Genomic DNA, 13,494 nt, shown 5'->3' with positions numbered 1-13,494 from the left:
AGCGGGTGCGCTGCGCCAAGAGAGATCGCGGGGCAGTACAGTCTGGCGACTGAGAGCCCCACCAACGTCAGCGCTTACTCAGCCGATTGGTGGCGAGCGTGCTGCACACCCCGGCGCACTTCCTGCACGCCGGACAGAAAATCCCAGAACTGCTTGGCTTGCTTTTTGAACTGGTAGTCCACCTCGGCAAACCGCTGCTCCACCATCTCGGCCACGCGGGTGTCAAAGCTGGCAGGCTGGATGTGCAGGTAGGCCTCAGATTCAGAACCATCGCGCTGCACGGTGGCACCGGCTTTGCGGGCGATTTTGAGCATGGCCGTGTTTTCGGACAGCGCATGGATGAACACCATGTTCACGCCTTCGTTGCGGGCGTGCATCACGGCACGCTCGAACAGGCGGGCACCAAAGCCCCGGCCTCGGGCCTGCTTGAGCACGGAAACACCGAACTCTGCGCAGTGCTTGTGCTGGGGATGCTCGGAGAAAGCCAGGTGGGCCATGGCCACCAGCTCCAGGCGGCGGTTGTAGATGCCAAAAATTTCGTCGCGGCTGAAGTCGAGTTGCTCGGCGTAGCGGCGGATTTGCTCGTCATTGGCGGCGTAGCCAAAACGCAGGTAGCGGTCTGCGGGCTCCAGCTTGAGCAAGTGGGCGGTAATGCGCTCGCGGTACGAGGGGCCCAGCGAGCGGATAGGAACCATCAAAGGCGTGGAAGGCATGCCTGCCTCCTTGGAAGAATGACTGTTTCGGGTGCGCAGCATGCCGGTGCTGGCGTGCCAGGATGCCTTGAGCAGGGCTTTGGTTGCGATCATGGGCTGAACTTTAAGGGTTTTCCCTGATTTTTTCCAGCAGTTTTGCTGCAACGCAGCAAAATAGAGCCACCACCCCAGACCTCCGGCACCTGCCAAGTGCACCCAAACTGCCTCATGGGCGCTGCCAACGCAGCCAAATCACCTTACCCGGGGGGCCCCAGGCTTTCAAGACAGGGGTTTCCAGTACAGCGCCTGCCGAACCGACGGCTTCGACACGACGGGCTGAGCCTGCGCGCATGCCGAATCGCCCGGCAAAGGCTGAGCCCCCGCCTCCAGCACCGGCTGAGCACCGGGCAGCAAGACGTGGGCACGGTCCACGGACACCCCCACCTCATGCCCAATGAGCAGGTGCAGGCGTTGCAGCCCTTGCGACTTCGTCAGCGCCACACTGCCCGTGGCAGCGCTCACCACCACCTCCTGCATGGCAGAGGCATCTACGCGCAGCGCTACCTTGCTCTCTGATGGCCGTACTGGATCGCAGGCTGACATTTCGGCCCCACTGCGACCGCCTTTTGACGTGCTGCAGTCGCTGCAGTCCGCCTGGGCCGCACGCAAATCGAGCGAGGCCACGTTGCCACTGACTCGCACAGCGACGCCATCCACTCGCAGCTCAGCGAGCGGCTCCACGGCATGGATGTCAGCCTCCGCCACCACCAGATGACGAAACTGCGCTGGCACCGTGACGGAATGCAGCCGTGGCCAGCGCTTGCGGCGCCCAGGGGCCTGCGTCGCGGGCTCCTGGGCAGCAATGATCACCAGGGTGTTGCCCTCCCGGAACGCTCCCAGCCGATGCGCACCATCATCTGCGTAAGTGGCCGTTTGTCCCCAGTCATAGGTGCGCGCCTGAATGCCTTGGCCCACCCCAACCTCGACATCCACCGAACGCCGATAGCCTCCTGCATCGGCGCCCTGCACAATCTGCAAGCGGGTCAGGCCGGCAATGTCCTGGGCATCCAGCACAAAGGCGGGGTCTGACCGATCGCGTGGCTTGAGCACCTTGAGGCCCGTCAACCCCAAACCACCCCAAAAGAGCAGCAAGGCGGCCAAAAAAATCCAGGGGCCTCGGCGGCGACGGCCCTGTGCCGTGGTGAAGGCCATCACAGCAGCTCTTTCTCTTGCAGGTTGACATACACCAGGCCCCACAGCAGGCCCGGCACCACGATCCACACCAAAGCATTGAGCCCATGCAGCCAGGGAGTGAACACCTCGGCATCCAGGCTCCACCATACGGACAAGGATTCCGTGCGGGCACCCGTCACCACAATCCAGAGCACCGTCAGCACAAACAGCGCAAACCCCACCACCAGGGCCTTGAGCATGCCCGCCTTGCGAAAGTACAGCGTGCCCGCCAAGACAAACGCCTGACTCGCCCACAATGCCATCCACAACCCCATCTGGGCGCGCAGCGAAATCACCGCGTGCTCTCCACCGTGCGGCCACCACGGCACAAACAGAAAGTACTTGTCCAGCGACACCACCCCTTCGCTGAGCAAGGGCCGCACAAACACCACCAGTTGCAGCACCGGCCAAGACATCAGCAAAAACAGGGTGCTGTAGGCCAGCGGGTAAAACACCCCCACCACCAGCACGCACAAGGCCCACTTCTCCAACACCGATGCAGGCCGCATCAGGATGAGCAGGGCCGACTCGCGCTGCGCAATGCCATCAAAGTACCGGCCCGCAAACACATAGCCCGTCAGGAAGAGCCCTGAAAAATAAAACACAGCCTGGACTTCTGCATCGAAGGCCTTGAAGCTGGACACACCCAGCGTCAACAGCAGCAGCACCGCATACAAAATGGCCAGCACCAGCAGATAGCCCAGGTAGTGGCGCCGCTGCTCTGCCCAATGGGCCAGCGCCAGGCATTCAAAACGCTGCCAGTTCCATGCCTGCGTGGGTGGCGAGGTCGACGGTGTGTCTTGGCTCATGCGAGGGCTCCTTCTGCGGTGCGTGCACCATCCGCTGTGGCCAGGGCTTGCAGCATGGCGTCTCGGTTCAAACTCAAGGCTTTGTACAAAAGCTCCAGCTGCAGAGCACCCTCTTCAGGCACACTCACCACGCGCCGGGTCACATAGGCCACCTGTGCGCCCAAGGCCTCCTGGTACAAAAGGCCATCCGCCGGCAACGCCTGCGCAGTGGCAGCCACCCCCATGGTCAAGCGCTCTGCCAATTCGTCCATGCGGGCAGCCAGGGCCAGCCGCCCCTGGTCGATGAACCAGATATGGCTCAGGATGCTCTCCAGGTCGTGCGCCTGGTGGGTGCTGATCATGACCACGCGCTGTGCCTGCTCAGGCCGCCGCATCAACTCACGAAACTGCCCCCGGCCCACGATGTCCAGACCGTTGGTCGGCTCGTCCATCAACAGCAACGGGGTTTGGGTGGCCAGGGCAAAGGCAATGGCGGCCTTCTTCTTCTGGCCCAGACTCATGGCTTCAAACCGGCTGTCCACCGGCACCTCCAGCACCTGCAAGTAGTCGCTGAACAGAGCGTGCGAAAACCGGGGGTAAAAGCTGCCGTGGGTGCGCGCCAGTTGGGCTGCGGTCAGGTTGGGCAGATGAAACTCCTCGGGCACGATGTAGACCGAGGCCAGAAACTCCGCCGCGCGTTGCCGGGGCTGAAAACCCAGCACCCGTACACGCCCCTGCCAGGGCGTGAGCAAGCCGCACAGCAGCCGCAACAAGGTGGACTTGCCGCTGCCGTTGCGGCCAAACACGCCATAAATACCCGGTTGCCCAATCTGGGCTGAAAAATCGGCATACAGCGCTGCCCGGCCATAGCCGTAGTACAGGCCTTCTATCTGGATCATGTCCGCCTCCCGCCCGTCCTGAGGGCTGGCGGATTATGTCTGCCCTCCAAGACGGCACCGCAGCCATATGGGCCCGACGGCCAAGCCTTGCGCGTTTGTCGTGACTTTGGTCACGCTCTGCGCCAGGCACGCAACACAAGAACCTGCTGCTAGACCGGTACAGCGGTCGTGGCCTTCACGCTGTCCAGCACAAAACTGGTCTTGCAGTCTTGCACACTGGGGTGCTTGAGCAGGGTATCCATGATGAAGCGGCTGTAGTGCGCCATGTCCTGCACCACCACCCGAAGCAAATAGTCCATCTCCCCCGTCAGCGAAGAGCACTCCACCACCTCGGGCCAGGTCTGCACGCTGGCGCGAAACAGGTCCATGGGGTTGCGCTTGTGGCTTTCGGTGTGCTTTTCCAGGCGCACATTCAGGTAGGCGATCAGCCCCAGCCCCACCGCTTCGGGCTTGACCAGGGCTACGTAGCGGTCAATCACCCCGGCCTCTTCCAGCCGCTTGACGCGGCGCAGCACGGCGCTGGGCGAGAGGCCAATCTGGGCGCCAATGTCGTCGTAAGTGGCGCGCCCATTGATTTGGAGGATGCGAAGGACAGCACTGTCCAGGCGATCCAGCGTGTGTGCAGCAGTCATGCCCGGGATTATGAAAGCGGCGGATTGACGCCACAGCGCAAACCAGCACACAAACATCATGGTTAACCCTTAATGCGCATAAAACCTGCGCTACACGCAAAAACACAGAGTTTTTTTGCAAGCCAGTCAGAGCACTTTCTTCAAACGCTGTTTTATTGATCTGGGGGGCTTCTAAAGTGGACGCTACCGTGGCAGCTGGCCACACGTCCCTCACAACGGAGCCCTAACCATGAACGCAGCATTGCCCCAACAGGCCACCCAGGCCACCGCCGCCTGGGAGAACCCCATGGGCACCGACGGCTTTGAATTCATCGAATTCGCCGCCCCCGATCCTCAAGCCATGGGCAAGGTGTTTGAGGGCATGGGCTTCAAGCCCGTGGCCCGGCACCGCCACAAGGCGGTCACCCTGTACCGCCAGGGCGAGATCAACTTCATCATCAATGCCGAGCCCGACAGCTTTGCCCAGCGCTTTGCCCGCCTGCATGGCCCCAGCGTCTGCGCCATTGCGTTCCGCGTGCACGATGCCAAAGCAGCCTACGAACGCGCACTGGGCCTGGGTGCCTGGGGTTACGCGGGCACCGCAGGCCCGGGCGAGCTGAACATCCCCGCCATCAAGGGCGTGGGTGACAGCTTGATCTATCTGGTGGACCGCTGGCGCGGCAAGAACGGCGCCAAGCCGGGCGACATTGGCAACATCGGCTTTTTTGACGTGGACTTCGAGCCCCTGGCTGGCGTCTCAGCCGACGAGGCTCTGAACCCCAAGGGCCACGGCCTGACCTACATTGACCACCTCACGCACAACGTGCACCGGGGCCGCATGACCGAGTGGGCCGACTTTTACGAGCGCGTGTTCAACTTTCGCGAGATCAAATACTTCGACATCGAAGGCCAGGTCACCGGCGTCAAGAGCAAGGCCATGACCAGCCCCTGCGGAAAGATCCGCATCCCGATCAACGAAGAGGGCAAGGAAAAGGCCGGCCAGATCCAGGAATACCTGGACATGTACAAGGGCGAGGGCATTCAGCACATCGCCATGGGATCGGACGATCTGTACAGCACCGTCGATGCCCTGCGCACCAGCGGCGTTCGCCTGCTCGACACCATCGATACCTACTATGAGCTGGTAGATAAGCGCATCCCCGGCCACGGAGAGCCGCTGCAGGCCCTCAAGGACCGCAAGATCCTGGTGGATGGCGTAGCGGGAAAATTGCTGTTGCAGATCTTCAGCGAGAACCAGTTGGGCCCGATCTTCTTCGAGTTCATCCAACGCAAGGGGGACGACGGTTTTGGCAACGGCAATTTCAAGGCGCTGTTCGAGTCCATCGAGCTGGACCAAATGCGCAGGGGTGTTCTGACCAAATAGCAAGCCCCTGGAAACAGGCGGTTACCTATACTGAGCAGCATTCGCATCCGGAGAAACCCACATGCTGCTTCGTTCCCTGTTCATTGGCGCACTGCTGTGCGGCGGTGCCACGCTTGCGTTGGCACAAAACCCCGGCGCACCGCTGACCCTTGTGGTGCCTTACCCCGCAGGAGGCCCGCTGGACACTGCTGCCCGCCTGCTGGCAGACGGTGCCAAAGCCCAACTGGGCGCCATTGCAGTGGAGAACAAGCCCGGCGCAGGTGGCAACACCGGTGCCGAGCTGGTGGCCAAGTCACCCAAGGGCAGCAACCAACTGCTCATGGGCGCTGTTGCCACCCATGCCGTCAACCCCTGGCTCTACAAAAACTTCCCCTACAACCCGATCAAGGACTTCAAGCCGCTGGTGCTCGTGGCGCGCACACCCAATGTGCTGGTGATGAATGCAGAGCAAGCCAAAAAGCTCAGCATCAACACCACCGCCGATCTGGTTCAGTACCTCAAGAAGAACCCGGACCAGCTCAAGTACGGCTCTGGCGGCAACGGCAGCATCGGCCACATTGCGGCTGAAATGTTCAAGTCGCTGACCAACACCAAGATGGGCCACACCCCCTTCCAAGGGTCTGCCCCCGCCTTGGCGGCGCTGACTTCGGGGCAAGTGGGCCTGGTGTTTGACAACCTGGCATCGGCCCTGCCCCACATCCAGTCGGGCAAGTTCAAGGCCCTGGGGGTCACCACCCTCAGCCGCGACAAGGCGCTGCCGGACGTGCCCAGCATCAACGACTCGGTGCAAGGCTTCAATGTGTCGACCTGGTTTGGGTTGTTTGCCCCCGCCAGCCTGCCAGACGCCGACGCCCGCCGCTATGCCAACGCATTCACTGCCGTGATGCAGTCGGCGCCGGGCAAGGCAGGCCTGCAAAAGATGGGCATTTCGCCAGAGGAATTGAACCTGGACGGTTTTTCGCAGTTCGTGAAGTCTGAGTACAACAAGTACGAGTTCTTGATCAAGGCCGCAAAAATCAAAATCAATTAGCCGCCAAAGGTCGGGCGCGTGCGGCCCGCAGAGTGAACAGGGCCTGGGCGGCACAGGAGCAAACCATGGGACAACCCCCTGTCGTCTACGGCCAATCCACCCGCCCACCCCGTGGCGACTACTCTCGCGCAGACGAGGGCTACACCTGCGCGCAAAACCACGCGGCTTACACCGCTGCCGACCACGACACCTACCGGCGCCTGTACGAGCGCCAATGCGCCCTGTTGCCCAGCCTGGCCAGCGATGCCTTCATAGATGCCCTGCCCTCGCTGGGCGTGAAGGACCACATTCCGCGCTTCGAAGAAATCAACGACCGTCTGTACCGAGCCACGCGCTGGGAAATCGTGGCCGTGCCGGGGCTGATTCCAGAGGTGCCTTTCTTCACGCTGCTGGCCAACCGCAAGTTCCCGGTCACCGACTGGATTCGAAAGCCGCAAGAGTTTGACTACATCGTCGAGCCCGACATCTTCCACGACCTGTTCGGCCATGTGCCCTTGCTCTTCAACCCCGTGTTTGCCGACTACGTACAACGCTACGGCCAGGGCGGGCTCAAGGCCCAGGGGCTGGGGGCGTGCGAGATGCTCAGCCGCCTGTACTGGTACACGATCGAGTTCGGGCTGATCCGCCAGGCCAACGGCCTGCGGGCCTACGGTGCGGGCATTCTCAGCTCGTCAGGCGAGCTGCCCTATGCGGTGCAAAGCCCCGAGCCACAGCGCCTGCCGCTACAGCTGCAACGCACCATGCGCACGCGCTACAAGATTGACACCTACCAGCAGACCTACTTCGTGATCGACAGCTTTGAGCAGCTGTTTGACATGACCGCAGCGGACTTCACGCCTCTGTACGAACAGTTGCGCGGCTTGCCTGAGTTTGCGGCCGACGAACGCGAAGCCGCCGTACCTGCCTGAGCCCAGACGTAGAAGCCAGTCTGAAACCTGCCTCAGGGCTTGGCGATTTCATCCAGGCAGGCCTGCACCACCAACGGATGCAACGCCATTTGCAGGTGGGCCACATCGCTGATGAGGCGGTGCTGTGCCCCCGGCAAGGCAGCGGTGGAGGCTGGGAAGACGATGTTGTCGCAAGGCGAGTACCAACACACGAACAAGCTGCGCCGCTCGGGTGACTCCTGCCCCGCCAAGGCTTGCAGCCAGGGGCTGTCCAACCGCATCTGGCGGCCATTTTCAGCATGGCTGAAGCGGCCCAGCCAAGTGCCTGCGTGGGGCGTGCCCAAAGTCAACACGCGGTGCACGCGCGCATCGCCCTCCACGGCCCGCAGCCACGCCCGGGCGGCCAGCCCACCCATGCTGTGGCACAGCAGCACCGGGGGCTGGCCGGTGGCAGCCGCCACGCGCTGCACCGCCTGCTCTATGGCATCCACATAGGCGTCGATGGAGCCAATGACAGGCTCCAGATTGACCGCCACATGGGCATGGCCCGCAGCCCGCAAACGGGGCAGCCAATGCAGCCACACTCCCCGGTTGCACATGAAGCCATGCACCAGCACCACACCCCGCGCCCCATTGGGCTGGGCAGGCAGCCAATCGGGTTCGGTGTGTGCCAAGAAGGGCTGGCGCCAGCAAAACACCAGCAAGGCCGCCCCCAGTTCACACCACCATGCCCTCAGCAGCTGGGACACCGAAACCACTGGCACCGCATCGCGCCGATTAAGGCGCAGCATGGCCACGAACTCCAACCCCATCACTGCCACAAAAACCAGCAGCGGCAGCAACGCCACCACGCAGGCCAGCCACGGCCGGTGGGGCCACAACCACACCAGACACCCCACGGCGTACAAGAGTAACGAGAACAAAAACACCTTCTGAGAGCGAGCAAGCATGGGCAGTGGCGCGATAGGGAAATGTGAGGAGACTGGCAAGGCCAGAGCAATTTGGCGGGCAGTGTGCACCAGCCCGGGCCGTCAACACTTCAAGCCTGCCCTCAAAATTTCGGTTGATTTCTGTCGCCTGCGAGACGTAGAACGTCCCCACCCTAGGACAAGCCCGATAACCGCGCTGCCTCACGTGCTCCCAGAATGGGAATGAAAGCCGCTTGTCCCAGCGGCCGATCGGTTTATCAACCCGCCAAACCCGCCATTGCGCCTCAGGCCCTCATTGGCGAGCACAAGGAATTCGCATGGAAAAGATCTGGCTCAAGAGCTACCCCCCGGGCGTACCGCACGACGTGCAACCCGAGCAATACCGCTCTGTGGCCCACCTGTTGGAAGAGTCGTTTCGCAAGCACGCCAGCAGCCCGTTCTCCGTCTGCATGGACCGCTGGATGAACTACGGCGACCTCGAGCGCCTGTCGGGTGCCCTGGGCGCCTACCTGCAGGGGCTAGGGCTGCAGCCCGGCTCGCGCGTGGCCATCATGCTGCCCAACATTCCCCAGTTTGGCGTGACCATGGCGGCGGTGCTGCGCGCGGGCTACACCTGCGTCAACGTCAACCCGCTCTACACCGCCCGCGAGCTCGAGCACCAGCTCAAAGACTCTGGCGCCACCACCATCGTCATCCTCGAAAACTTTGCCCACACCCTGGCCGAGGTGGTGGACCACACCGGCATCCAGCATGTGGTGATGGCCTCGATGGGCGACCTGCTGGGCTTTTGGTTTGGCAAATGGATCACCTTTGCCGTCCGCCACCTGGCCAAGATGGTGCCCGCGTACGACCTGCCGCTGACCAACGGGCGCAAGGTGGTCACCTTTAAAAAGGCGCTGGCGCTGGGCGAGCACCGCACCCTGAGCCCCAGTCCCGCCACGCTCGACTCGATTGCCTTTTTGCAATACACGGGCGGCACCACGGGCTTGTCCAAGGGCGCCGTGCTCACGCACCGCAACATCGTGGCCGCCACCCTGCAGGCCGAGGCGTGGTTCACCCCCGCGCTGGCCAAGATTGGCGACGTGACCAAAGCCAACAGCATTGCCGCACTGCCGCTGTACCACATCTTCGCGCTCACGCTTTGCCTGCTGGCCATCCGCCAGGGCTCCAGCCTCACCCTCATCCCCAACCCGCGCGACATCCCCAAGTTTGTGGCCGAGTTGAAAAAACGCCCGTTCCACATGCTGCCCGCCGTCAACACGCTATTCAACGCGCTGCTGCAAAACCCGCAGTTCCGTGCGCTCGATTTTTCACACCTGTGCGTGTCGCAGGCCGGGGGCATGGCGGCATCGGAAGGCACGGCCAAGCAATGGCAAAAGGTCACCGGCAGCACCATGATCGAAGGCTGGGGCATGAGCGAGACCTGCGCCATTGGCACCAACAACCCGGTGACCAATGCCGAGTTTTCGGGCTCCATCGGCCTGCCGCTGCCAGGCATCGACATTGCTATCAAGGACGACGCAGGCAACAGCCTGCCCCAGGGCGCTTCGGGCGAGATCTGCATCCGAGGCCCCAACGTGATGACCGGCTACTACAACCAGCCCGAAGAAAACGCCAAGGCCTTCACCCCCGACGGCTTCATGCGCACGGGCGACATCGGCATCATGGACGCACAGGGCTACACCCGCATCATTGACCGCAAGAAGGACATGATCCTGGTGAGCGGCTTCAACGTCTTCCCCAACGAGCTCGAGCAGGTCATCAGCCTGTGCCCCGGCGTGGTCGAGTGCGCCGCCATTGGCGTGCCCGACGAAAAGCAGGGCGAAGCCATTAAGGTGTTCATCATCAAGAACGACCCGGCCCTGACCGAGGACGATGTGGTGGCGTTCTGCCACGAGAACCTCACCGGCTACAAGCGCCCCAAGTACATCGAGTTCCGCGACGAGCTGCCCAAGAGCAACGTGGGCAAGATCCTGCGACGCGAGCTGCGCAACCCCACGGTGTGATGGGTTGACCCGCTCACGCCCGGTGCGACCCAAGGCACCCGGGCGTTTCACCCAACAAGGACGGTAGCCAGCCTGTGAAGGCCCGCTGCCGTCTTTTTTTGCCTGCCCCTCTTGGCCCCACGCTGGACGTGGCTCCCACCGAATCAGCGCCTTAGCCCACTCAGGCACTGTCCCAAATCCGACCCAAACATAGGGAAATCCCGCAGTAGCAAACGTTTGCGCAAACGTTTGCTTTCGCTATGATTCGCGCCGCGGCATCGCTTTTGGCGGGTCGCCCGAAGCGTTTTTGTGGGCGCCTTTTGGCGCTTGAAGCCACCCAATCCCAACAGGAGACACCATGCAGTTCACCCGCCGTTCCGTTCAGACCGCTGCCGCCATCGCCGTTTTGGGCGGTTTGCTGGCCAGCCCCGCCTGGGCGCAAGACAAGCCCAAGATCGCCCTGGTGATGAAGTCGCTGGCCAATGAGTTCTTCCGCACCATGGAAGACGGCGCCAAGGCCCACCAAAAAGCCCACGCCAGCGAGTACACGCTGATCGCCAACGGCATCAAGAACGAGACCGACACTGCCGCCCAGATCAAGATGATTGAGCAGGCCGTGGCGCAAAAGGTCAGCGCCATCGTGCTGGCCCCGGCCGACTCCAAGGCCCTGGTGCCCGTGGTGAAGAACGCCATCGACAAGGGCATCATCGTCGTGAACATCGACAACCAGCTCGACGCCGCCGCCCTCAAAGAGAAGAACATCACGGTGCCCTTTGTCGGCCCTGACAACCGCGTGGGCGCCAAGCTGGTGGGCGACCACCTGGCCAAGACGCTGAAGGCGGGCGACAAGGTCGGCATCATCGAAGGCGTGTCCACCACCTTCAATGCCCAGCAGCGCACCCTGGGCTACCAGGACGCCATGAAGGCCGCAGGCATCACCGTAGTGGGCGTGCAGTCGGGCAACTGGGAAATCGAAAAGGGCAACACCGTGGCCGCCGGCATGATGCGCGAGCACCCTGACCTGGTGGCCCTGCTGGCCGGCAACGACAGCATGGCGCTGGGCATCGTGGCCGCCGTGAAGGCCGCTGGCAAGACCGGCAAGGTGCAAGTGGTGGGCTACGACAACATCGCCGCCATCAAGCCCATGCTGGCCGACGGCCGCGTGCTGGCCACTGCCGACCAGTTTGCCGCCAAGCAAGCCGTGTTCGGCATTGAGCTGGCCCAGAAGGCCCTGGCCGCCAAGACGCCCCAGGCCCAACTGCCCGCCGCCGTGAAAACCGACGTGGTGCTGGTCACCAAAGACAGCAAGTAAGCCATGCGGCCCAAGGCGCGTGGCCTGACCGCCGCGCGCCTTTTTTGTTTTTTGAAGGCACTGCCCCGCCATGACGCCCCACACCTCCGCCACGCCCCCTTCGCCCCTGCTGTCCATCGACGCCGTGGGCAAGGACTACACCGCCACCGTGCTCGACAACGTGACGCTGGCCCTGAACGCGGGCGAGGTGCTGGCCCTGACGGGCGAGAACGGCGCGGGCAAGAGCACGCTGTCCAAAATCATCTGCGGGCTGGAATCGGCCACGCGGGGCGGCATGCGCCTGGGTGGGCAAACCTACACCCCCACCTCGCGCCGCGATGCCGAGCAGCACGGTGTGCGCATGGTGATGCAAGAGCTGGGGCTGATTCCGACCCTCTCCGTGGCCGAAAACCTGCTGATGGGCCGCCTGCCCCACCGCGCCGGCTGGCTGCGCCGCGATGCGCTGCACGCCGCTGCCAGCAAGCAGTTGGCCAAGATTGGCCTGACCCACATCGACCCGGCCACGCCTGTGTCGGCCCTGGGCATTGGCCAGCAGCAGATGGTGGAGATTGCCCGCAACCTGCACGACGACACGCGCATCCTGGTGCTGGACGAACCCACCGCCATGCTCACCCCGCGCGAGACGAATTACCTGTTTGACCAGATTGCCCACCTCACCGCACGCGGTGTGGCCATCATTTACGTGTCGCACCGCCTCGAAGAGCTGCGCCGCATTGCCGACCGCGCCGCTGTGCTGCGCGACGGGCGCCTGGTGGACGTGCTGCCCATGGCCGGCCTGAGCGAAGACGCGCTGGTGCAGCGCATGGTGGGCCGCTCGGTCAACGACCTGGAAGACCGCCCCCGCCGCACCGCAGGCCCCGTGGTCATGGGTGTGCAAGGCATTGGCCGGGGCACCGCCGTGCAGGACGTGAGCCTGGAGCTGCGTGCCGGTGAGGTGTTTGGCATTGCCGGGCTGGTGGGGTCGGGCCGCACCGAGCTGCTGCGCTTGCTGTTTGGCGCGGACCGCGCCGACCGGGGCAGCATCACGCTGCACGAAAATATTGAACAAAAAGAGGCTCTATCGCCCGACCATCAAGCGCAAGAAGCTACTAATTCAATAGCAAATCCTGCATCCATTCAACCGACCCCACGCCCCGCCGTGCTGCGCACCCTGGTGCGGGGCTTTGCCACGCCGCTGCAGGCCATTGCCGCCGGGGTGGGCCTGGTGACGGAAGACCGCAAATCGCAAGGCCTGCTGCTGGCGCAGCCCATCCGCATCAATGCCACGCTGTCTGACCTGGGCGCCATATCGAGTGCGGGCTGGCTGCAGCGCGGGCTGGAGAACCGGCTGGTGCAGGGCTTTATCCAAACCCTGCGCATCCGCTGCCGGGGCGGCGAGCAGCCCGTGGGCCAGCTGTCGGGCGGCAACCAGCAAAAGGTGGTGTTTGCCCGCTGGCTGCACCGCCCCTGCAAGGTGCTGCTGCTGGACGAGCCCACCCGTGGCGTGGACGTGGGCGCACGCGCCGAGATTTACAGCGAGTTGGACCGCATGGCCGACCAAGGTCGCGCACTGCTGATGGTGTCGTCCGATCTGCGCGAGCTGATGGCCATGGCCGACCGCATCGGCGTGATGAGCGGCGGCCGCATGGTGGCTGTGTTCGAGCGCGGCGAGTGGACGCAGCAGTCGCTGCTGGCCGCCGCCTTCTCGGAGCAAGGCCATGCGCCCGCCGAGCAACCAGCGGCTGCATAGCCCCCACGCACCTCC

At 63.3% G+C, this 13,494-nt stretch carries 12 protein-coding genes; 6 read left to right on the top strand and 6 right to left on the bottom strand.

The window, feature by feature from the left end:
* Positions 1-74: 74 nt before the first annotated feature.
* The 5 genes from C8C98_RS10780 to C8C98_RS10760 form a co-directional block, all read right to left on the bottom strand.
* Complete coding sequence (locus C8C98_RS10780) at positions 75-806, bottom strand: GNAT family N-acetyltransferase (RefSeq protein WP_121454262.1); 732 nt, start codon at positions 804-806, stop codon at positions 75-77.
* Between the two features lie 165 nt (positions 807-971).
* Positions 972-1,904, bottom strand: coding sequence for a hypothetical protein (locus C8C98_RS10775; RefSeq protein ID WP_121454261.1), 933 nt, complete (start codon positions 1,902-1,904; stop codon positions 972-974).
* Positions 1,904-2,734, bottom strand: a complete 831-nt coding sequence (locus C8C98_RS10770) for a hypothetical protein (RefSeq protein WP_121454260.1) — start codon at positions 2,732-2,734, stop codon at positions 1,904-1,906. The genes C8C98_RS10775 and C8C98_RS10770 overlap by 1 nt, the downstream gene beginning before the upstream one ends.
* The gene (locus tag C8C98_RS10765; protein WP_121454259.1) at positions 2,731-3,612 is read right to left on the bottom strand and encodes an ABC transporter ATP-binding protein; all 882 of its coding nucleotides are present in this window, start codon (positions 3,610-3,612) and stop codon (positions 2,731-2,733) included. The genes C8C98_RS10770 and C8C98_RS10765 overlap by 4 nt, the downstream gene beginning before the upstream one ends.
* Before the next feature lie 149 nt (positions 3,613-3,761).
* Entirely contained in the window at positions 3,762-4,244 is a 483-nt protein-coding gene (locus C8C98_RS10760; RefSeq protein ID WP_099657788.1) for an Lrp/AsnC family transcriptional regulator, read from the bottom strand.
* 229 nt (positions 4,245-4,473) lie between these two features.
* Between C8C98_RS10760 and hppD the strand changes: the two genes are divergently transcribed.
* The 3 genes from hppD (at position 4,474) to phhA (ending at position 7,545) form a co-directional block, all read left to right on the top strand.
* Positions 4,474-5,607 (top strand): 4-hydroxyphenylpyruvate dioxygenase, encoded by a 1,134-nt coding sequence (hppD, locus tag C8C98_RS10755; RefSeq protein WP_121454258.1) that lies wholly within the window; start codon positions 4,474-4,476, stop codon positions 5,605-5,607.
* A 61-nt stretch (positions 5,608-5,668) separates the two neighbouring features.
* Positions 5,669-6,637: a tripartite tricarboxylate transporter substrate binding protein gene (locus C8C98_RS10750; RefSeq protein ID WP_121454257.1), complete on the top strand. Its 969-nt coding sequence runs from the start codon at positions 5,669-5,671 to the stop codon at positions 6,635-6,637.
* A 65-nt stretch (positions 6,638-6,702) separates the two neighbouring features.
* Complete coding sequence (gene phhA, locus C8C98_RS10745; protein ID WP_121456191.1) at positions 6,703-7,545, top strand: phenylalanine 4-monooxygenase; 843 nt, start codon at positions 6,703-6,705, stop codon at positions 7,543-7,545.
* A gap of 32 nt (positions 7,546-7,577) precedes the next feature.
* On the opposite strand, the gene C8C98_RS10740 is transcribed toward phhA, so the two are convergent.
* Positions 7,578-8,474: a triacylglycerol lipase gene (locus tag C8C98_RS10740; RefSeq protein WP_121454256.1), complete on the bottom strand. Its 897-nt coding sequence runs from the start codon at positions 8,472-8,474 to the stop codon at positions 7,578-7,580.
* Positions 8,475-8,770: 296 nt separating this feature from the next.
* On the opposite strand from C8C98_RS10740, the gene C8C98_RS10735 reads away from it, so the two are divergent.
* The 3 genes from C8C98_RS10735 to C8C98_RS10725 all read left to right on the top strand — a co-directional run bounded on the left by C8C98_RS10735 (position 8,771) and on the right by C8C98_RS10725 (position 13,479).
* Entirely contained in the window at positions 8,771-10,459 is a 1,689-nt protein-coding gene (locus C8C98_RS10735) for an AMP-binding protein (RefSeq protein WP_121454255.1), read from the top strand.
* Positions 10,460-10,796: 337 nt separating this feature from the next.
* A complete protein-coding gene (locus tag C8C98_RS10730) occupies positions 10,797-11,750 on the top strand; it encodes a sugar ABC transporter substrate-binding protein (protein WP_099742967.1) in 954 nt (317 codons plus the stop codon).
* Between the two features lie 70 nt (positions 11,751-11,820).
* The gene (locus C8C98_RS10725; RefSeq protein ID WP_121454254.1) at positions 11,821-13,479 is read left to right on the top strand and encodes a sugar ABC transporter ATP-binding protein; all 1,659 of its coding nucleotides are present in this window, start codon (positions 11,821-11,823) and stop codon (positions 13,477-13,479) included.
* The last annotated feature ends 15 nt before the right edge of the window (positions 13,480-13,494 follow it).

Source organism: Acidovorax sp. 106, assembly GCF_003663825.1.
GTDB lineage: Bacteria > Pseudomonadota > Gammaproteobacteria > Burkholderiales > Burkholderiaceae_C > Acidovorax.
This window is presented reverse-complemented; position numbering and strand designations above follow the sequence as displayed.